Source organism: Staphylococcus simulans (assembly GCF_025561465.1).
In the GTDB taxonomy this organism is placed as follows: Bacteria; Bacillota; Bacilli; order Staphylococcales; family Staphylococcaceae; genus Staphylococcus; species Staphylococcus simulans.
Genome location: NZ_CP095100.1, coordinates 1,964,812 through 1,986,506 on the forward strand (window position 1 = coordinate 1,964,812; position 21,695 = coordinate 1,986,506).

The 21,695-nt window shown below is 36.3% G+C and carries 20 protein-coding genes; 9 read left to right on the plus strand and 11 right to left on the minus strand.

From position 1 onward, the window contains the following. The first annotated feature begins 152 nt into the window (after positions 1-152). Together MUA87_RS09255 and ltaA are read left to right on the plus strand one after the other, a co-directional pair. Complete coding sequence (locus tag MUA87_RS09255; protein WP_057510810.1) at positions 153-1,328, plus strand: diglucosyl diacylglycerol synthase; 1,176 nt, start codon at positions 153-155, stop codon at positions 1,326-1,328. Next, positions 1,306-2,508 carry a lipoteichoic acid biosynthesis MFS flippase LtaA gene (gene ltaA, locus MUA87_RS09260; RefSeq protein ID WP_262550619.1) on the plus strand — a complete coding sequence of 401 codons (1,203 nt, stop codon included), beginning with the start codon at positions 1,306-1,308 and terminating at the stop codon, positions 2,506-2,508. The genes MUA87_RS09255 and ltaA overlap by 23 nt, the downstream gene beginning before the upstream one ends. A 195-nt stretch (positions 2,509-2,703) precedes the next feature. Here ltaA and MUA87_RS09265 read toward each other — a convergent pair whose 3' ends face one another. After that, the gene (locus MUA87_RS09265; protein WP_002480414.1) at positions 2,704-3,213 is read right to left on the minus strand and encodes a YjcG family protein; all 510 of its coding nucleotides are present in this window, start codon (positions 3,211-3,213) and stop codon (positions 2,704-2,706) included. Between the two features lie 97 nt (positions 3,214-3,310). Next, on the minus strand, positions 3,311-4,045 hold the full coding sequence (locus MUA87_RS09270) for an esterase family protein (protein ID WP_002480413.1): 735 nt from the start codon (positions 4,043-4,045) through the stop codon (positions 3,311-3,313). 306 nt (positions 4,046-4,351) lie between these two features. On the opposite strand from MUA87_RS09270, the gene MUA87_RS09275 reads away from it, so the two are divergent. Both MUA87_RS09275 and cozEa read left to right on the plus strand, forming a co-directional pair. Beyond that, a complete protein-coding gene (locus tag MUA87_RS09275; protein ID WP_262550621.1) occupies positions 4,352-5,995 on the plus strand; it encodes an alanine/glycine:cation symporter family protein in 1,644 nt (547 codons plus the stop codon). A 193-nt stretch (positions 5,996-6,188) separates the two neighbouring features. Further along, positions 6,189-7,274 (plus strand): lipoteichoic acid biosynthesis protein CozEa, encoded by a 1,086-nt coding sequence (gene cozEa / locus MUA87_RS09280; protein WP_002480411.1) that lies wholly within the window; start codon positions 6,189-6,191, stop codon positions 7,272-7,274. A gap of 78 nt (positions 7,275-7,352) precedes the next feature. On the opposite strand, the gene MUA87_RS09285 is transcribed toward cozEa, so the two are convergent. The 8 genes from MUA87_RS09285 to MUA87_RS09320 all read right to left on the minus strand — a co-directional run bounded on the left by MUA87_RS09285 (position 7,353) and on the right by MUA87_RS09320 (position 15,624). Further along, positions 7,353-8,597, minus strand: coding sequence for an MFS transporter (locus MUA87_RS09285; RefSeq protein ID WP_023015813.1), 1,245 nt, complete (start codon positions 8,595-8,597; stop codon positions 7,353-7,355). Positions 8,598-8,728: 131 nt separating this feature from the next. Next, positions 8,729-9,499: an enoyl-ACP reductase FabI gene (fabI, locus tag MUA87_RS09290; protein WP_023015812.1), complete on the minus strand. Its 771-nt coding sequence runs from the start codon at positions 9,497-9,499 to the stop codon at positions 8,729-8,731. Positions 9,500-9,655: 156 nt separating this feature from the next. Beyond that, positions 9,656-11,518 (minus strand): monovalent cation:proton antiporter family protein, encoded by a 1,863-nt coding sequence (locus MUA87_RS09295; RefSeq protein ID WP_002480408.1) that lies wholly within the window; start codon positions 11,516-11,518, stop codon positions 9,656-9,658. Positions 11,519-11,528: 10 nt separating this feature from the next. Next, positions 11,529-12,911 (minus strand): magnesium transporter, encoded by a 1,383-nt coding sequence (gene mgtE, locus MUA87_RS09300; protein WP_002480407.1) that lies wholly within the window; start codon positions 12,909-12,911, stop codon positions 11,529-11,531. A 20-nt stretch (positions 12,912-12,931) separates the two neighbouring features. After that, positions 12,932-13,810 carry an RluA family pseudouridine synthase gene (locus MUA87_RS09305; RefSeq protein ID WP_262550623.1) on the minus strand — a complete coding sequence of 293 codons (879 nt, stop codon included), beginning with the start codon at positions 13,808-13,810 and terminating at the stop codon, positions 12,932-12,934. After that, positions 13,807-14,616 carry an NAD kinase gene (locus tag MUA87_RS09310; protein ID WP_002480405.1) on the minus strand — a complete coding sequence of 270 codons (810 nt, stop codon included), beginning with the start codon at positions 14,614-14,616 and terminating at the stop codon, positions 13,807-13,809. Before MUA87_RS09310 ends, MUA87_RS09305 begins: the two co-directional genes overlap by 4 nt. Positions 14,617-14,624: 8 nt before the next feature. After that, complete coding sequence (locus MUA87_RS09315; protein ID WP_002480404.1) at positions 14,625-15,260, minus strand: GTP diphosphokinase; 636 nt, start codon at positions 15,258-15,260, stop codon at positions 14,625-14,627. Positions 15,261-15,276: 16 nt separating this feature from the next. Continuing rightward, entirely contained in the window at positions 15,277-15,624 is a 348-nt protein-coding gene (locus MUA87_RS09320; RefSeq protein WP_002480403.1) for a UPF0738 family protein, read from the minus strand. Positions 15,625-15,778: 154 nt separating this feature from the next. Here MUA87_RS09320 and MUA87_RS09325 point away from each other — a divergent pair, with 154 nt between their 5' ends. The 5 genes from MUA87_RS09325 to MUA87_RS09345 all read left to right on the plus strand — a co-directional run bounded on the left by MUA87_RS09325 (position 15,779) and on the right by MUA87_RS09345 (position 19,377). Beyond that, positions 15,779-16,351, plus strand: coding sequence for a CYTH domain-containing protein (locus MUA87_RS09325; protein ID WP_262550625.1), 573 nt, complete (start codon positions 15,779-15,781; stop codon positions 16,349-16,351). A gap of 102 nt (positions 16,352-16,453) precedes the next feature. Next, positions 16,454-16,825, plus strand: coding sequence for a truncated hemoglobin YjbI (locus tag MUA87_RS09330; RefSeq protein WP_262550626.1), 372 nt, complete (start codon positions 16,454-16,456; stop codon positions 16,823-16,825). Positions 16,826-16,840: 15 nt separating this feature from the next. Beyond that, positions 16,841-17,626 carry a protease adaptor protein YjbH gene (yjbH, locus tag MUA87_RS09335; RefSeq protein WP_060803849.1) on the plus strand — a complete coding sequence of 262 codons (786 nt, stop codon included), beginning with the start codon at positions 16,841-16,843 and terminating at the stop codon, positions 17,624-17,626. Between the two features lie 237 nt (positions 17,627-17,863). Next, complete coding sequence (locus MUA87_RS09340) at positions 17,864-19,030, plus strand: C47 family peptidase (protein WP_002481955.1); 1,167 nt, start codon at positions 17,864-17,866, stop codon at positions 19,028-19,030. A gap of 17 nt (positions 19,031-19,047) precedes the next feature. Beyond that, positions 19,048-19,377 carry a hypothetical protein gene (locus tag MUA87_RS09345; RefSeq protein WP_002481954.1) on the plus strand — a complete coding sequence of 110 codons (330 nt, stop codon included), beginning with the start codon at positions 19,048-19,050 and terminating at the stop codon, positions 19,375-19,377. A 342-nt stretch (positions 19,378-19,719) separates the two neighbouring features. Here the strand turns inward: MUA87_RS09345 and pepF are convergent, their stop codons facing one another. Next, positions 19,720-21,528: an oligoendopeptidase F gene (gene pepF, locus MUA87_RS09350; protein ID WP_023015808.1), complete on the minus strand. Its 1,809-nt coding sequence runs from the start codon at positions 21,526-21,528 to the stop codon at positions 19,720-19,722. Positions 21,529-21,695 lie beyond the last annotated feature (167 nt).

The window sequence follows — 21,695 nt, forward strand, 5'->3', positions numbered from 1 at the left end:
TCTGTGAATAAGTGTTATAATTCAGTGATGTTAGCGTCAATATTATTTAATCTGGCTGCAACATACGTTACACTGTAGACAAAGCAATATATTCTATATATTAGCTTCACATAGACAACATTAAATCTACTAACTGGAGGGTGGCTGGTTTCATGGTTACTCAAAATAAGAAGATATTGATAATTACAGGTTCTTTCGGGAACGGCCATTTGCAAGTGACGAACAGCGTTGTGAATCAATTAAATGAAATGAATCTTAAACACTTATCTGTGATTGAACATGATTTATTTTTAGAAGCACATCCCATCTTAACATCCATTTGCAAAAAGTATTATATCAATAGTTTTAAATATTTCAGAAATTCATACAAACGCTTTTACTATAGCCGCCCAAAAGACATTGATAAATGTTTTTACAAATACTACGGTTTAAACAAATTGATCAATTTGTTGATTAAAGAAAAACCTGATTTGATTTTACTGACATTCCCAACGCCGGTCATGTCTGTTTTAACAGAACAATTTAATATGAATATCCCGATTGCGACGGTAATGACAGATTATCGCTTACATAAAAACTGGGTAACGCCCCACTCTTCACGTTACTATGTCGCTACAGAAGACTTAAAACAAGAATTTAAAGATATCGGCGTACCACAAGATATTATAAAAGTTACAGGTATTCCAATTTCATCACAATTTGAAGAAGACATTGATAAAGACGCTTGGATGCGTCAAAATCGCTTAGATCCTAACCGTCCTACTATTTTAATGTCTGCGGGTGCATTTGGTGTATCTAAAGGCTTTGAATCAATGATTGCCGATATTTTAGAACGTACGCCAGAGACACAAGTTGTAATGGTATGCGGACGCAATAAAGAATTAAAACGTAATTTAAAGCATCAATTTAAAGGCAATCATAATGTGTTGATTTTAGGTTATACACATCATATGAACGAATGGATGGCAGCCTCTAACCTTATGATTACTAAGCCTGGCGGTATTACGATATCAGAAGCGCTTGCACGTAAAGTGCCGATGATTTTCTTAGATCCAGCGCCAGGTCAAGAGTTAGAAAATGCACTTTACTTTGAGTCTAAAGGCATGGGTAAAGTGGCGGACACAACAGAAGAAGCAATTGCTTTAATTACAGATTTAACACAAGATGAAAAAGAACTAGATACAATGGTTGCTCGTATGCAAGACTTAAAAGTCAAATACCCTACCTATAAATTATGCCGAGACTTACTTCATCTCTTAGATGAGTCTTCACAAACAGAAGAAATTTATGGAAAGGTACCATTATATGCAAAGCTCTTCCTCAAGTAAATACAACGCAAACTATAAACGTAATTTCATAATTATGTTGTTTATATTGTTCTTTATGGAATTCGCACGAGGCATGTTTGTCTTAGGTTACCTTCCGTTCTTACCTACTGTTTCTTCAGTAGCTGTCGGTGTAACCTCAGCTGCAGTTTCCATTCATTATATTTCTGATGCCGCAACAAACTTTGTTGTCGGCTTCTTATTAAAACGATTCGGTGCGAAACCAGTATTGACACTCGGCTTTTTACTGGCTTTCGGCAGTTTGTTTTTAGTGATTTGGTTCCCTTATAATGCCATTATTTTAATTATGAGTTCCATCTTACTAGGTGTCGCTTCAAGCCCAATTTGGGTCATTATGCTATCTAGTGTACGTGATGAATCTCGTGGTAAACAAATGGGCCATGTTTATTTCGCATGGCTATTTGGTTTATTAGCAGGTATGATTGGCATGCTGCTAATTGTTAAAGTGCATCCAACACACTTTACATTCTTAATGGCACTCGTTGTGTTAGCAGCTTGGATACTTTATTACTTTGTTAAAATCCGTCTCACTAACTACAAAACACGTCGTTTAAAAGAACAACTTGCGCAAATTAAACGTGTGGCACATTCAAATGGTGTCCTATTTCCAGGTATTATCTTACAAGGTGCTTCAATCAGTGCACTTGTACCGATTTTACCGACTTACGCAACAAAAGTGGTAAAAGTTAGTATGGTTGAATATACGGCAGCTTTGATTATTGGTGGTGTCGGTTGCGCTATATCCATGCTATTCTTATCAAAAATCATCGATCATCATGGTAATAAATTTATGTTCAGTGCGATTTTTACAGGCTTTGTATTATATACACTTGCCATATTTAGTCTTTCACTCATTACACAGATCTACCTTGTGTGGGGTGTCGCACTGTTTATTGGTTTAATGTATGGCTTTTTATTACCAGCTTGGAATACGTTCATGGCTAAGTTCATTAAGAAAGATGAACAAGAAGAAACTTGGGGTGTCTTTAACAGCATCCAAGGCGTCGGTGCTATGATTGGTCCACTTATCGGTGGAATGCTTTATCAATTTACGAATAACTTGAATATGACGTTCTACTTCTCAGGAGGCGTCTTCGTCTTCTTAGCCATTTTCTATGGGATTTATTTCCTGCGTATTCAAAAACAACAACCAACAAAATAATGTAAGTTGTCATAAAAAGGCAGCCGATTCAGACATAGAATCGGCTGCCTTTTTGTATATGTATTTAAAAGTAAGAGGTTAAGACATTGAAAATAGATAGTAATATCTACACTATCGAGCCCTCAATATCACAATGTCTCAGCCCCGTACTTTTTATCACTGAAATGCTGTGAGATCTTTCATACACTTCATAGCTTATTTGAAACTGAATGTGTCGATTGTTTCCCATTTGTCAGCTTCATTATTATATTTCAATAATGTCAACTCACTAATTGTTTCTTCGTAATCAATACCAGCCAGTTTAACTTGTCCAAAGATATCTTCGAATTCTTGGCTTGTTAAACCTTGAGCAATTGTAAAATGCGGAACAAATGAATGTTCTGGTTGGCCGTAAAAATCACCATTATTGAAGCGATTATCTAATTCTTCTAATTCAGGTGTTTTTTCAACTTTAAAATAAATCACATTATTTACAGGTGCGAAATTTGATGCTTTCGTTGCATGAATGTGAAGTGGCGCAATGCCTTCGATACGTGATTGAATATCTTCTTTCACGCTGTCAAAATCATTATCTTCAACCTCAAATGAATCTTTGATTGTAATATGAGGTGGGATTTGCGCATAGCGTTCATCATAACGTTTACGATATGCATCAATTTTTTCACGGAATGTTTTTGATGGAATTAATGCTAACCCTAAAATCATTTGAATTCCTCCTTAGATTGAACTATATGGCCATTATAGCAAACATTCTATGAAATCGTTACCAAAAACTGTGACTTTACAGAATTTACTGAATGGTTTACTCTGCTAAAAAGTATAAAAGTAAGGGTTCCATTAGCTTTCTCCAGTACTTCCAACGATGTCCCCCATCAAATTCTTCATAATAATGTGTAACATTAAACTTCTCTAACAAGTCTTTTAATTCACGATTTGGTGTTAAGAAATCCGCACGTTCACCTGTAGTCGGCAACGCAAAGTCAATTTCTTCTTTGCCAACCGCTTGCCATATATCTAACTGATCAATAAACTGACAACGATTTGCGAGTAAATCGACGACTTCATTAAACATCGGACTGAACATACCGACTTGATTAAATAAACGAGGATACGAAAGTGCCGTCATTAACGCAATTGAGCCTGCTAAACTATCACCTAATAACACACGTCCATTCGCCACTTTAAATGTCGGAAATGTTTTATCGATATACGGTAACAACTCTTGTCCCATTGCTTTGACAGTTAAAGGTGCACGGCTGCCATTCGGTGAAAATTCTTCTCTTCGCTTATCCACGGTTTCATAATGGAAACCAATGAAAATGGCGCGTTCTACTTGTTCATCTTCTCTTAAGCGTTCATAGACGCGATGAATTTGTCCGAAACGAAAGAAGTCTAAACCATCAAAACAAAACACTAATTTATATTTAAATAATGGTGAATAATTTTTAGGTAAGTAGATAGATAACGTAATATCACGTTCTAAAATGTCACTATGAAATTGTGTTTGAGTCACAACACCTGGTTCTAGTTCACTCACAATACTCTCTCCTTATTGTTGAATTTAACTCTAGTTTAACAATTTTTATGCGCATTGGGTAATAAGCTAGATATTAACTAGCTTTATTGTGCCATTCCGATTAATCCTATAAGTATTTATTTGTAAAGTTTAATGTTTATTTTCATTAAAAGTGTTGCACGGAACTTTTATTCAAAGTATAATTGAAAAAAATCAATGTCACTGATGCATGTCGAAACACATACAGTAGCGAAACATAATGCGCTTATTTTTTTAGGGGTAAAATGTAAGCGTTTTCTTTTTCGCTTTATTAAGGGGGAAATCATTATGCTAGAAAGTTTTGTAGCTTGGTTTAATGAAATTGTGTGGAGTAAACCGCTTGTTTATGGTCTATTGATTACGGGGATTTTATTTTCTTTGATGATGAAATTCTTTCAAGTCAGGCATTTTAAAGAGATGATTCGTTTAATGTTCCACGGTGAAAAATCACCGACTGGAATCTCAAGTTTCCAAGCGATTGCACTCTCTTTAGCTGGACGTGTCGGTACGGGGAATATCGTCGGCGTTTCTACAGCTATCTTTATTGGGGGTCCGGGTGCAGTCTTTTGGATGTGGGTAACCGCATTTTTAAGTGCCAGCAGTGCATTTATCGAATCAACATTAGGTCAAATCTTCAAACGTGAAGAAAAAGGTGAATATCGAGGCGGTCCCGCCTACTACATTGAATATGGGATTAATGGACGTCTAGGTAAAATTTACGGTTTAGTCTTTGCGATTGTAACGGTTATCTCAGTAGGTTTATTATTACCAGGGGTACAATCTAACGCAATCGCAAGTTCAATGAACAACGCGTTCCAAATTCCAAACTGGATTGTTGCAGTTACAATTGCGGTCATTTTAGGTCTGATTATTTTCGGCGGTGTTAAATGGATCGCTAATGTTGCGACAGCAGTCGTACCATTCATGGCTATTCTTTATATTTTAATGGCAGTCTTTATTATTATCATCAATATCCAAGCCGTACCTGCTTTATTTGGATTAATCTTTAAATCAGCATTCGGTATGCAAGCAGCGTTTGGTGGTATCTTCGGTGCCATGATTGAAATCGGTGTAAAACGTGGTTTGTATTCAAACGAAGCTGGACAAGGGACAGGACCACACGCCGCTTCTGCAGCTGAAGTCTCTCACCCAGCCAAACAAGGTTTAGTTCAATCATTCTCAGTATATGTCGATACATTATTCGTATGTACAGCAACAGCATTAATCATCTTAATTTCAGGCACATATAATACAACAAACGGCGATTTAAAGCCAGGTGGTATTCCGGAATTAATCAAAGATAATGGTATCTATGTTCAAAACGCTGACGGTACGAAAGATTACTCAGGTACAGCAATGTACGCACAAGCAGGTATCGATAAAGCCTTACAAGGCGGCAGCTATCACTTTGATCCTGCTTTCTCTGGTATCGGTTCATACTTTATTGCGATTGCATTATTCTTCTTCGCTTTCACAACAATACTCGCATATTACTACATCGCAGAGACAAATATTGCGTATATGACAAGAAACAGTTCAGTCTTTACGACAAAAATTTGGTTCACAGTTGCACGTTTTGCGTTAATTTTCGCAGCTTTCTATGGTTCAATTAAAACAGCTGATGTTGCTTGGAGTATGGGTGACTTAGGTGTAGGTATGATGGCATGGCTCAATATTATTGCGATTTGGATACTCCATCGTCCTGCGGTTGACGCTTTAAAAGATTACGAGTTCCAAATGAAACAAAAAGGTTCTGGTAACTTCGCGATTTACAAACCAGATCCAAACAAATTGCCAACTGCGACATTCTGGCTTGAAGACTATCCGAAACGTTTAAAGGATGCACATTTCAATGAAAATGAAGCAGTTGCCAAAGAAAAAGGTGCTAAAAATAAAAAGCTCCCACCACAAAATAACTTAGAAGAAGTTTAAAATGAGATAGACATAAACAATTGAAATAGATTAAAAAGAGGAAGCGTATACCGTTTCCTCTTTTGTATTTCATAGAAATAATCATAAATTTTCTCAGGAAATAATCTACATTTCTACAGAAATATGACTTTTTCAATAACTTAATTTAGTCTATAATGGTTTATAAGTCTATTTCTTTAGGAGGACATCATCAATGCTAAATAAGGTGTGGTTCCGAACGGGAATCATGTTATTGATATTATTTCTATTAATCAGATTGATTATGGAAGTACATGTTATCTTTAAACCGCTGATTATCATTATTCAATCAGTCATTTTACCATTTATCTTAAGCGGCTTTTTATTTTATGTCTTTTTACCGCTTCAAAAGTTTTTAGAAAAACGCAAAGTTCCGCGTTGGGGCAGTATTTCGATTATCTTTGTGATTTTAATCGGCTTAACTGCAACTGCAATTACAGTCGTTGCGCCACTCATCGCTAATCAAATTAACGGGTTGATTAAACAAGCACCGCAACTTCAAAAAGAAGTTCAAGGAATCATACAATATACACTAGACCAAATGGATAAACTTCCTAATGATGTAACAGATCGCATCAATAAAGTTGTCAAATCATTCGGAGATAATGTGACAAATATCCTATCTAATTCGATTGCGATTGTCTCTCAAATTATCTCTACACTATTCTTACTGATTATGGTGCCATTCTTCTTAATTTACATGTTGAAAGACCACGAGAAGTTCATTCCTTCAGTGGCTAAATTATTCAATGGTGACCGCAAAGTATTTGTAACTAACTTATTAAAAGATGTGAACTATACATTACAATCATACATTCAAGGCCAAGTCACAGTGAGTGTGATTTTAGGAATTATTCTTTACATTGGTTATACAATTATCGGTTTAGAATATACACTTTTACTTGTGTTATTCGCCGGTGTCGCAAACATGATTCCATTCTTAGGACCATGGATGTCCTTCTTACCTGCCGCAATCATCGGAATTATTCAAAGTCCGACGGCATTTATTTGGGTCTGTGTGGTAACACTCGTTGCCCAACAATTAGAAGGTAATGTCATTACACCGAATGTTATGGGTAAATCACTTAACATTCACCCGCTTACGATTATCATTGTTATCTTAGCGGCCGGTAACCTAGGCGGATTTGTTTTAATTTTAGTTGCGGTTCCATTATACGCAGTGATTAAAACAGTCGTCCGTAATATCTTTGTTTACCGTCAAGATATTATGCGGAAAGCACAAAGTGAAGTTAAAGATTAACGAGTATTATAAAAGCGTTCAACTCTCTAAAATGAAGTTGAACGCTTTTTACATTGATAAGACTTATTTACTTTTAGATTATGCTTGATTCGCGCGCATCGCTTTTCTGCCTTTCAACGGCATATTTCTAAGCGATAACATCATCACAAGTGAAATCATATAAAGACAGGCAAGGAAAATCATTGTTGTACTCATGCCATAATGATCCATTAAATACCCTATCGCAATCGGTGATAAGCCACCTAATGCACGTCCAATATTGAAGACGACATTATTCGCTGTACTACGAATATGTGTTGGATAGTAACTACTGATAACTGCCCCATAGCCTGCGAACATACCGTTAACGAAGAAGCCGACAAAGGCCCCACCGATCAGTAATGCGACTGCACTTTGCGCAAAGACATAAATAAAGACAGATGCAGCTGATGCGATAAGGAAAATCGTATAAGAAAGTTTGGCACCGAAGCGATCTAATATTTGTCCGAACGCAAACATACCTAAACTCATACCGACAATCGTACTGATGGTCCAAAGTGATGAGTTAGAAACACTTAAGCCATGTTGTTTTTGAAGAATAGACGGTAACCAGTTCATTAGACCAAAATACCCAGCAACTTGTACACTCGACATAATCGTTAATGCGATTGTCGTATGTGCCATATGTTTCGTGTTAAATAATAAACCGATTGGCGATTGATTTTTCTTCTCTAACGTACGATTTGCTTTTGCTTGTTTCCATGATTCTGTTTCATCTAAATTACGACGAATGTAGAATGCTAAAATCACAGGTACCACACCGATTAAAAAGAGCGCGCGCCAACCGAGATGCGGTAAAATTGCGGCAGCTAACAGCGCAGCAATCAATGCGCCGACTTGACCTCCGATTGCGACTACTGAAGAAACACGGCCTAGACGTTGTTTCTTAAACACTTCAGCCACTAACGCCATCCCGATACCGAATTCTCCACCGCCGCCCATACCGGCAATGAATCTTAAAATATAGACCATATAAATATTAGAAGAGACTGAAAGTAATGCGGTTGCTATCGCAAAAATAAATATCGTGTATGTAAAGATACGAATACGACCATACTTGTCTGCAAGCACGCCAAAAATAATACCTCCGAACAACATACCGAAGTTCGTAATCGAAGCGATTAAACCGGCTTCTGCAGAACTGATATGGAACTCATTAATAATACTTGATAGCGCAAAGGCTAAAAACATAATGTCCATATTCTCTAGCCCGAATCCAAGCATTGAAGAAGCTAGAATTTTATTTGAATACGACTTATCTTGTTGATGAATCTTTTCTGTCATCCTTGTCCACCCACTTTTGATTTTATTCCCGTAACTATCATACACTTCATTTAAAGAATTGAATAGCCGAATTAAAAAAATAGCCCACTATTTTAGTCTTGGACTATCATAGTGGGCTATGCTGAGTATGATTATTTAATTACGTGGAAACCAGCGTCAACGTGGATGTTTTCTCCTGTTACACCGCTTGATAAATCACTTAATAAGAAAGCAGCTGTTTTGCCGACTTCTTCTTTATCAACATTACGTTTTAATGGTGCACGTTCTTCAACTTCTTTTAAGATTGTGTTGAAACCGCCAACACCTTTCGCACTTAATGTACGAATTGGACCTGCAGAAACAGCATTAACACGGATATTGTCTTGACCTAAGTCTAATGCTAAATAACGCACGTTTGCTTCTAAGCTGGCTTTCGCAACACCCATTACGTTGTAGTTAGGTACTGCGTATTCTCCGCCTAAGTAAGTTGTAGTAACAATGCTGCCGCCTTCAGGCATTAATTTTTTCGCTTCTCTTGAAACGATTGTTAATGAATAAGAACTGATGTCTTGTGCAAGTAAGAATCCTTCTCTTGAAGTTTCTGAGAAACGACCGCGTAAGTCTTCAACATTCGCAAATGCGATAGAATGGAAGACACCATCAATTCGGCCTACATCTTCACCGATTTTTTTGAATCCATCGATTACTTCGTCATCACTTTGAACATCAATTTGGTACGTAAGATGCTCTTTTTGATTTAATTGATCAACAAGTTTATCTAATTCTTTCTTACTACGTTCTTTACGGTATGTAAAGACTAGTTTTGCTCCTAATTCATCTAAAGCTTGGGCTACCCCAAAAGCAATACTGCGTTTATTCGCAATTCCCATAATAACGTATGTTTTTCCTTCTAAACTAAACATGAAAACGCTCCTTTTACTCAATTAATGATTCAAATTTTGATTATTAGTATTATAACATTTTTTGTTCTAATAGACTTGTTTCAACCATTATCTATGGTATGCATCGTAGAAATAAAAAACGAAAGCCTAACATCTCATTAGACTTTCGTTTTAAGTTTAAATTGAACCGAGTGAATAATATTCTAAATCACGTTTCAATTCATCTACATATTCTTTCGAACCTGTCACAATCAAGCGGTCACCGTAACGTAACATCGTATCACCATGCGGTACAATCGATTCATTATCACGTACAATACGTACGAAGATAATATCGCCGTCGAATGGGAAGTTACGTAATTGAATGTTGTCGAATTTATAGTTAAGCATTTTAATTTCATATAATGATGTTTCAACGTTGCTTAATAAGTTCAACATGTTCGGTGTTTCAATTAAACCTGTCAGCAAGATCTTATTACTTAAGAAACTACTGAAGATTTCAACACCTGATTGACGTAATTCTGCTTCTGTTTCTCCGCCCTCTTCAAAGCGGCAGATAACACGGTTCACTCCGTGTTCTTTAGCCATTTGTGCGACTTTATAGTTTAATTCATCTTCGTTGGTTGAACACACTATAATATCACTATCAAAGAGTCCAAGCTTTTCAAGTATCGCTTCATCATAATCTGCAATTTCAACAGTAGTAATATCATTTGATAAATTACGCTTATCACTTAAATCTTTACGATAATATAACGTAATCGCGTATAAATCAGACATCAAGTTCTGCGCTATCGGAATCGTTAATTGGTTCTTACCAATCAGACTGACGTTAATACGACGTGTCGCTTCTGTCGGCATTGGGAATGTCTTCTTAAAGACAATCGGAACAAATACACACGTAATGACAGCACTCAGGATTAAGATCCCAGAGATTTCTGGTGTAATCGTATGAAGTTGTTCAGCGATTTTAGCTGCTGCGATTACTAACGATAACGTAGATGTCAGTAAAAAGGCAGAAGACAATGTGGTTTTTTGATCAAACCAAGGTCTTATCGCATATACAGGAATAATCTTAGATACTAAGAATGCGATGATCAGCACTGGAATAATGATTAAAATTGATGGTTCTTTAATCAGTGAAGGAATATTTAAATCCACACCGACCATAATGAAGAAGATCGGGATAAAGAAACCATAACCAAATGAGTCCAGTTTTTCTACCATATCTTCGTCAGGACCAAGCAGTGATACAATTACACCTGCTAAGAAGGCACCTAAGATATTCTCAGCACCTACACCTTCTGCTAATGCCACTAATAAGATGATCAACGCAAAAACTGCACGAATACCGATTTGTGTTGTCCCATCCATCAATTTTTGAAGGAATTGTGCTTTTTTGAAAATCCCGCCAAGGAAATAGAAAATAATGGTAAAGACAATTAAAATCGAAATCAACCATAATGTGCCGCCGCCTTTAGCGTTAATTGCACCATATACAGTTAATAAAATCATCGTAACTAAGTCAGCTAATACAGCCGTTAACAAGATAAACTGTCCGATGGTTGTGCGCATGATATTCATTTCTTTAAGTGTTGGTACTACCACACCTAATGAAATTGTAGAAATGATGATGACCATTAATAAGACATCATCAATCAAGCCAAACCATTTAAATGCATACGCTAAAATGATTGAAACAATCATAATCAGCGAGAATACAAATAATGATAATTGTAAATGACCCGGTGCTTTCTTCTTGTTTTTATTTTTAGCTTTTTCAGGCTCATTTTTATCGCTTTTGAACGCATTGAAATCAATTTCCAAACCGCTTAAAAACATTAAGAAAATAAAACCTAGTGTTGATAAAATATTCAAGATGTTGTCGCGTTCGACTAAATGGAAACCGGATTGTCCGATGATTAATCCCATTAAAATTTCCGCCACAACGACAGGTAGAAAATTGATATTAAGTCTGTTGACAATAATCGGCGTTAAAAACGCAGCCATGACAACAATGACGAGTGATACAAATTCCATGTGTCCCTCCTTATGTGAGATATGACATAAATGATGTAGCTAATCCGAAGTAAATTAACATACTGATAATATCGTTGATTGTTGTGATAAATGGACCACTAGCTACAGCAGGGTCGATTTTCAGTTTCGTCATTATCAATGGAATGATTGAACCCATCATTGTACCGACTGTCATCGCAATCGTTAAACTGCCACCTACAATCAGTGCTAATAACGGTGTACCATATAAAATTACAATAATGGTAAAGAGTACGGTTGCACAGACTAAACCAGAGACAAAGCCAGAACCCGCTTCTTTAAGCGTCACTTTGAACTTACTTTGATTTTCAATCTCGCCAGTCGTAATATTACGTACAGACACCGCTAGGGACTGTGTCCCTGAGTTACCTGACATCCCGCTGATAATCGGAATAAAGGCCGCAAGTAATGCAACTTTTTCTAATGTTTCTTCGAATGACCCTAATATAGTTGCAGTTATCATACCTAAAAACGTCAAAATGAGCAACCAAGGCAGACGTTTTTTAGCTGTTTTAAAAATTGAATCGTCTGTTGAATCAATATCAGAGACACCGGCTAAACCAGAGTAGTCTTCTAATGCCTCTTCATCGATAACATCGACGATATCATCGATTGTGATTATACCCAGTAAATGGTCTTGATAATCTACAACCGGCATGGCGATGAAGTCATAGTCACGCATTCTTTGCGCAACGTCTTCTTGGTCATCTGCCACGTTGACACTGACCACACGATTACTCATAATATCTTCAATATAAGCATCGTTTTCTGCGACAATCAAATCACGCAGAGATAAGACACCTACGAGATGTTTATCATCATCTACTGCAAAGATAACGTAAATCGTCTCAGCATCAGGTGCTTGTTCTTTAACCAGCATCAATGCTTCTTTAACAGGTGTAGTTGTCTTTAAAGAAATATACTCCGTCGTCATGATACCGCCGGCAGTATCTTCTTCATAATGCAGCAAGGCTTTGATTTCTTTCGCATCTTGCTGATCCATTAACGCTAATAAAGTAGCGACTTTACTTTTAGTCAAATGACTCATAATATCTACGGCGTTGTCATAAGACATGTCTTCTAAAATATGTGCCGCATAACTTGCTTTCATTTGTTCAAAGAGTTCATCGTACTCGTCATCATCTAACTCGAGTTGGTCGAAGAAACTCGCGACTTCTTTCGGTGATAAGAGATGATACATTTTTTGTCTGATTTCATCATCACTATCTTCGAAGAACTCACTTTGTTCATACGTATGCATGGATAAGAATTCTTCTCTAAATGCATCAATATCATTATCTATTAAGAGCTGATCTAATAAATCTTTGTTATAGACTTCTGGCTCATCTACAAATTTATCATCTTCTTTTGCCAATTTGGCCTCCTCCTTACTTCTTAACTCTCTCTACAAAGCTGTTGAAAAAGGTCCTCAAGTGCTTTTTGCCTTACGCTATCCTTTAAAACTACCGATTTATGTGTCACAGGGTGGATAAACTTTAAATCCGTACATACAAGCGCTTGTCCTTGTATGGATGGGTGTGTGCCGCCGTATAAACTGTCTCCGACAAGTGGATGGTCTATATATTGAAAATGCACACGAATTTGATGGGTTCGTCCAGTATGCAGCTGTACGCGGCTTAATGTAAAACGGTCACACGCTGAAAGGGTTTGGTAACTGGTTTTTGCATACTTGCCTGTTTCATTGACCTGACGTTCAATAATACTGTCAGATTTTCGTGCGATTGGCGCAATAATATCGCCTTCTCCAGATAATAATCCAAAACAAATGCATTGATATATTTTCTCCATTTTTACGTCAGACATTCTGTGATGAAAATGTCCATGTTTAGAAAACAATACGATACCCTGTGTATTACGGTCTAGTCGTGTCACAATATGCGGCACGATAACCGTTTGACTACTATCTGGGTTTAAATATGCCAAAACTTGTTCAATCAAACTTTCATGCGGATGTTCTCTAGACGGCGCACAATTTTGATGTGCAGGTTTTGAAACGGCTAAATAATAATCATCTTCATATAAAACATCTAACGGTGCATGATAATAGATTAAATTCTTACTTGGTCTCTCCTCAGGCAGCACAACTTCTAACGTATCGCCTTCTGTCATTTGTTTTCGCACAGTTACAGGTTGCTTATTTACAAGTAAAGCGCCATTTTGTTTAATGGCACTTATCATTTTCTTTGAATAAAATTGTTCTTGTAAAAAAGTCTTTAATAAAACCGGTGTTTCAATGTCATAGTGAAATTTCATTCGTCTCTGCCGTCAGAAATAAATGAATCGTGGACGCGTTTCCAGAATGGAAATGGTCTGAAACGTGCAAATCGTACACGCTGTTTAGCTACACGATATTCAATACTTTCTACATTGTGATGTTTCGTTGTAACGTGGTCGATAGATGTCATAATCACGCGTTGATCGACTGGTGTAATCAGGCAATAATGATGTTCTGGCATAACAATCGGTGAACCGACTGTACGGAACACACGGTTATTGATGGATGCAATTTCAGTCAATTGAATTGCGCGCAACGAAGGATGAATCAAAGCACCGCCAAGTGCTTTGTTGTAGGCAGTTGATCCTGAAGGAGTGGAAATACATAAACCGTCTCCTCTAAATCTTTCAAAGTGTTGTCCACGTAAATTAACATCTGCTACAAGTGTTGTATTATCTTCAGTTTTCATCGTTGCTTCATTCAGTGCGATATGATGTGAAGGTTCTTTGTCATCGTTGTAGTTCACAATAATATCGATTAAAGGATACTGAATGACTTCGTAATCTCCATCTGCAATTTCTTCTATTAATTTATCTACTTCATGCGGCAGCCAATCTGCATAAAATCCTAAATGCCCTGTATGTACACCGACAAATGCAGTTTCATTCACACGATGACAATATTGATGGAAGGCTTCTAATAAAGTTCCATCCCCGCCGACAGAAATAACAATTTCAGGTTCGTCGGCATCTTTAATCATATTGTTCGCTTCCATTTGTGCTTCCATATTTTCTTTGATGCTGTTTGATTTGTGGTCCCCTTTAGACACGATATAATAACGCATAAAGCACCTCACTCTTGATTATGTTTTTTCGCACGTTTTTTAGAATAGTAACGTTGTGCTTCTTGTATTTCGTCTTTGATCTCAGACATCTCTTCATCTAGTGAAAAGGCAGCTTCTGCCGCATTTTCTAAGCGTTTTTGAATTTCAGGAGGATAGTCTCCATCGTATTTATAACGTAAAGTATGCTCAATAGTCGCCCAAAAATTCATCGCTAGCGTTCTGATTTGAATTTCAGCTAATATCGAACGTTGCCCATCCAACGTTTCAATCGGATACTGAATAATCACATGATATGAACGGTAGCCGCTTTCTTTTGTATTGTTGATATAATCTCTTTCTTCAACAACTTTAAAGTCTCTGCGTTGTCTAAGCAGATTAACGACAACGGGTATATCATCCACAAACTGGCACATAATACGTAAACCAGCGATGTCATACATTTCTTCATGCAGATGATCAAATGATATATCGCGCTCAGTCGCTTTTTCAATAATACTTGTTAACGGCTTCACACGTCCGGTTACAAATTCGATTGGCGACGCATCGGCTTCTAAATCATAAATTTTACGCAAACCTCTTAATTTTACTTTAAGTTCTTCAACTGCTTGTCTATAAGGTGCTAAAAATCGATCCCATTGATTCATTGCGATTCACTCCGCTTCACTCTAACTCAAACGTTTTTTCGACTTCCGCCACAAAATCCTTACCATAGTTTGAGTTCCCTTTGATATTACTTAAGATATAATCTAACTCTTGGTCAAATTGTTCTAATTTTAAATCGTCATTTACATAAATTGCTTTCCCCTTATTTTCATGAAGCATAGACCAAGTCTCTTGCACAAAGATAAGATAGGAATAGGATTGTCCATCATCAAGGATATGAGCAAACCCGTAATTGTCACTATCAACGAGCATTTGCCCTGCTTCAGTCAACCCTTCTGTCGATTTATCTGTATAGCAATAAATGCCATCATCTTTCACTTTTATTTCGTTCACATAAATACGCATAACCTAAATCCTCCTTGTGTTATTCCTACTTATTTTAACATATGTACATCACTCATTACACAACCTAAATGCTTTGTATCACGAAGCCTATAAATTGAAATACTTTCAAATAGTTTTCAAATCGTCCATAATATATAGTCACAGAGGTGAACTGATGACTATTAATCAAGAAATCGAATATAAGCAACTACTGACACATAATCAATACGAAGCATTAAGAAATAGATATTTTAATACATTAAAACCTTTTACGCAAAAAAATCATTATATTGATACACCGGATTTCGCTTTAGCTGAACACTTGATGGCACTCAGAATTCGTGAAATTGATGACACGTATGAAATGACATTAAAAGTACCTGCTAAAGTAGGTTTAACTGAATATAATCACATGACTGAAGTCGTGCCAAAACAAGACATGCATCTTACACCTTACAAACTGCCAGATCCGATTCATTCTGTCTTACAAGAAACAGGTATAGATGTTACACAACTTTATGTATTAGGGGCATTAACGACCCACCGCATGGAGACAGAGATTGATGAAGGTCTCCTTGTACTAGATCATAGCGAATACCTTGGTACTGAGGATTTCGAGCTTGAATTTGAAGTGGAACAACCCGAAGAAGGTTTGAAGAAGTTTCAAGAAATCTTACAAGATTTCAATATTCAATCGTATATTCCTAAAAATAAAGTCGCTCGCTTTTTTGAAGTAAAAAACAAATAATCATTAAGCACAATTCGGTAGCACTCAGTCAAAAGTCGTATTACTTTTAATTGTAAAAATTCATGTTATATTAGATATATATTAAAGAAACAGGGTGAGAAAATGGCTTTGACACCTTACGAAGTAATAGGCCAAGAACGTCTATATCACATGATAGATTACTTTTATTCTCTTGTTGAACAAGATGAAAGAATCAACCACCTCTTCCCTGGTGATTTTGCGGAAACCAGTCGAAAACAAAAACAATTTTTAACGCAGTTTCTAGGAGGCCCAGCACTTTATACTGAAGAACATGGCCATCCGATGTTAAAAATGAGACATATGGGTTTTCGCATAACAACCTTTGAACGAGATGCTTGGTTAGAAAATATGAATAAAGCGATTCAACATGCAGAGCTGCCTGCGGGTGTTGATGAATACCTATATGAAAGATTGCGATTGACCGCAAATCATATGGTTAATTCTGAAAATTAATTGTAGGTGAATGAGATGTCTGAAGAGTTAAAGTTAATATGTAATCATAGACAAGATGAAATGAACCTTTCACCTGTGAGCAAGATAGAAATTTATTCTTTCTTCGATCCGTTTGATGAAGATTGTTTTAAACTATCCGCAATACTATCTAAATTAAGAGTTGAATATAAACAATATATCCGTATTCGTCATATATTAAACCCATCCTTACGCATACTGACGAAGTGCCAAGCTCAAAGTAGTTCAGAAAACGATAATATCGCATTGGCATATAAAGCTGCTGAACTTCAAGGGCGTGCACGTGCAGAACGTTTTATTCATTTAATGCAGAATGAAATTATACCGAAACGTGATATTATCACTGAAAATATGATTGAAGCGTCTGCGAAGAATGCAGGTTTGGATTATGACGTATTCAAAGAAGATTTAAAGAGTGGAAAGCTCACTGAAAGTCTGAAAGTCGACTTGCATATTGCGAGAGAAATGGAAGTCGATCAAGCACCTTCTCTTGTCTTTTTCAATGAAGATGTAACCGAAGAAGGTTTAAAAGTCGAAGGCTTATATCCTTACCACATTTATACTTATATCATTAATGAATTAATGGGCACACCTATAGAAAAGGAATTACCGCCTAAACTTGAAACGTATATTCAAGAACAGCAATTCGTTACACTAGAAGAGTTACTAACAATCTATGAATGGCCGAAAAAATTGCTGCAAAAAGAATTGAAAAAACTAGCTTTACAACAAAAAATTGAAAAATTAAGCAGTCCAGAAGGAGAATTCTGGAAAGCTAAATAATAGCTCGAGTGGAACACTTGTCATTGCGACAAGTGTTTTTTTATTTTATTTAAACCTGCACAACCCAATCATATTCAATTGTTTTCATTTAATAAAATTATCAATTATTCTTATCACAAACTAGAAACCGATAGTAATATCAAATACTTAAAAACTACCCTATTTTTTAAATTCTTTTATGTTATATTAAAAATGAGATATTTCACAAATCAATTTTATTGAATGGAGGAATAGCAATTGAATATAGCAAAAACATTTTTCAAAACTGCTTCCATGTTGCTGCTTGCAGCCATCATGGTCATCAGCGGTGCATTGTCATACGTCACACAACAAACAACTACCGCAAATGCTTCATCCGATTCACTTAAAATTAAAGTTGATAACACCGATGTTCCGGGTCAAGCAAAACAAGAAGCGAAACAACACTTCTCAAGTTATGCACAAGCCCTTTCTCAAATTGATCGTTCCGGTAATAACGGAGAATTCAAACTCGGTCACTCCTTTAAAATCTACAAATTCAATGGCCAAGAGGATGGCAACTTCTACTACCCTGTTATGCAAGGCGACACAATTAAGTATATCCTCACTGTAACGCCTAAGAGTGAAAATGACGTACACGCAAATAAAAATAATGCCAACTATAGTGTGCGTATTTCAAAATTCATCTCTGACGAATTAAATCAATATCGCCAAAACAATACCCCTATTACAATATTCACAAATAAAGACGGTTACTACATTGAACATGACAAACGTTTAGATCTAGTCATGCAAACAAAATTACCAGATGATAAAACAAAACCGTCAACACCTGCAGTTCCGAATTTAGAATTAAAACAAACCGTTAATGCGACACAAACAGAAGCTACACACAGCAGTGTTGCGACTAAATATGTCAACTTACTACCTAACTTCCAAATTCGTGAACAACAAGGCAACAATGGCTGGTGTGCAGGTTATACAATGGCTGCATTATTAAACGCTACTAAAAACACAAGCCAATATAGAGCACAAGACGTTATGCATCAAATCCACCCTGGACTATCTGGTCAAGCATTCCAATTCACTGGTTTGACTGCAGATGAAATGATTCAATACGGCCGTGCTCAAGGTAAAAATACATCTTATTATAATGGAATGCCAAGTTTTAATATGGTAGACCAATATACTAAGGACAATAAGGGTATAGCAATACTAGGAAAACAAATTGAAGCGACTCAAGGTATGCATGCTGGACATGCAATGGCAGTTGTAGGTAACGCAGTTACTGCAGATAACCAACAAGTCATTGTATTCTGGAATCCTTGGGATCGTGATTATTCATTACAACCAGCAGACAGTAACGTGATTCCTGTGTCTAATGGTGACCATTACCACTGGTACGGTTCTGTTGTTGGTTTCTAAAAGGACGGATAGCTAATATGGAAACAACTAGTATTAATGTGAAATATCTCAACTCGTTATCTGATTCAGAAGAAACGCTGTTAAATCATTTCCAAGGAGAGTGGCTAAGTCAAGACGATACCCTCTCTTTAGATATACGTATACTTTATTCAATCCCAAGCACTTTAGAAGATGTTTATGAAATTAAATCTATCAGTACAACAGATGACGAAATCGCCTTAACGCCGACATCTGACTCAGATTTTGTCATTTGTTTAAAGAAAAAAGATTTACAACACGTCAGCTATCAAGTGATCAATGCTGATCGTATGGGCAGTTCTCAGCCTTACATTTTAGAAAAAGGTTAATCCTTATCTAAAATACATCTCTCTACACCTATCGCGCAATAAACAAGGCGCCGGCAGTTTCATGGTAACCCCTACCATGGCTGCCGGCGCTTTTCTATATGTATCTATAAAACTTTAAAATTCACTTTATTAAATTTAAGCATAAAAAAACGCCGTGTCTGAATACACGGCGCTAAACAAAGGGGATGGGAGAAATTTTTCACTTCAAACAAAGGGGTATGTTTGTTATGTGATTAATTTCATGGTCATAATATACCACGTGCCAAACCCTATTTCAAGGCGCTTAACCCATGAAAACGTTTTTGTCACAAACTTGTCATATTGTAAACGATTTCACAAACTTTACGCTTTAATTAGTTTTTCAAATTCATCTAATTTCTGTTCAAACATTTTACATGCTTGTTCGATTGGTTCTGGTGTTGTCATATCTACACCTGCATTTTTTAAGATTTCAATCGGATAATTAGAGCTTCCTTTTTTCAAGAATTCATTGATATAACGATCTACTGCAGGTTTACCTTCATTTAAGATTTGATAACTTAAACTTTGTGCTGCACTGTAACCTGTCGCATATTGATAAACATAATAATTCATATAGAAGTGCGGAATACGTGACCATTCTTTACTGATATCTTCATCAGTTTCTACAATATCACCGAAGTATTCACGATTTAATTTCGCATATTCTTCATTCATGCGATTTGCAGTTAGTGGTTCCCCTGCTTCTTCAATTTGGTGAATTTTATGCTCGAACTCTGCGAACATTGTTTGACGGAATAATGTCGCACGGAAACGTTCTAATTCTTGGTTTAATAAGAGCAATCTGCGCTCATCATCTAAATTTTTCTCCATATAATCACTCAACAATGCTTCGTTTGTTGTAGAAGCAACTTCTGCGACGAAGATTGAGTAATCACTATGATTAGATGGTTGGAATTTTCTGCTGAAGTAGCTATGCGTTGAGTGACCAAACTCATGAATCAATGTAAATAAGTCTGAGACTGTATCTGACCAGTTTAATAAGATGAATGGGTTTGTTAAATGTGCACCTGAAGAATAACCGCCTGAGCGTTTACCTTTGTTTTCATACACATCGACCCAACGATTATTTAAACCTTCTTTAACGACATCTAAATATTCATCACCCATTGGTTCTAAAGCTTTTAACATCCATTCCACAGCTTCATCATAAGGCATTTCAAATTTGATATCTTTCACTAATGGTGTGTAGAGGTCATACATTTTCATATCTTCTAAACCTAAAACATCTTTACGTAATTGAGTGTAACGATGTAATAATGGCAGATATTTGTGTACTGTTTTAACTAAGTTATCATAAACTGCTTCAGGAATATGGTTGTTGCTTAAAGCTTTTTCACGAGCAGTTTTATAATTGTGTGTACGCGCATTGAACACATGTTTTTTCACTTCACCTGTTAATGTCGCCGCTAAAGTATTGTTGTAAGCACCATAAGCTTTATATAAGTTTCTGAATGCTGAACGACGAAGTTCACGATCATCAGATTCTAAATATTTAATAAACGTACCTTGAGTTAATGGGTGTTTATTACCATCTTTATCTACCGCATCTTCAAATTCTAAATCTGCGTTACTGAACATACCATATACGTTAGATGGTGTTGATAAAGCATCTTGCGCTTCTGTTAATAATTTTTCTTTATCTGCACTTAAGACATGCGGACGTTCTTCATTGATTAATTTTAAATCAAAGGCATAACGTTCTAAGTCTTTATTTTCATCGATGAATTTTTGAATTGTCTCTTCATCAATTTGTAAGATTTCAGGTACTAAGAAACTCCAGCTTGAGCTTAATTTAATCGCAAGTTGATGCGCGCGAGCTTCATAGCCAGTATATTTATCGTTGCCTGTATCTTGGTCTTGTTTTAAGTGTGCATAGACATAGACCTTTTCAAGTTCAGTTTCAATTTTATCTTCTAAAGCTAATGCTTCATATAGCGTTTCAGCGCTGTCCCCTAAGTGCCCTTTGAATTTCTCTTCAGCACCTAAATAGCCTTCTACTTCTTTAAACGCTGCTTCAAATGCTTCATCGCTTTCAAAGATTGTTGTTAGATCCCAAGTATACTCAGGATATTTTTGTTCTTGTTGTTCTCTTGTTAATTGTTGACTCATAAAAAAAGCCTCCTCTTATGCTAATGTCAATACATAGATTTTCTCATTATTTCGTTTATTTTGCACGTCATTACCTCTATTAACTTGTATAGAAGAAACAATACAAATTCAAAACAAAACTTCTACACCTCAATGTTGTCATTCCATTTCCCAGGAAATAGAAAAAA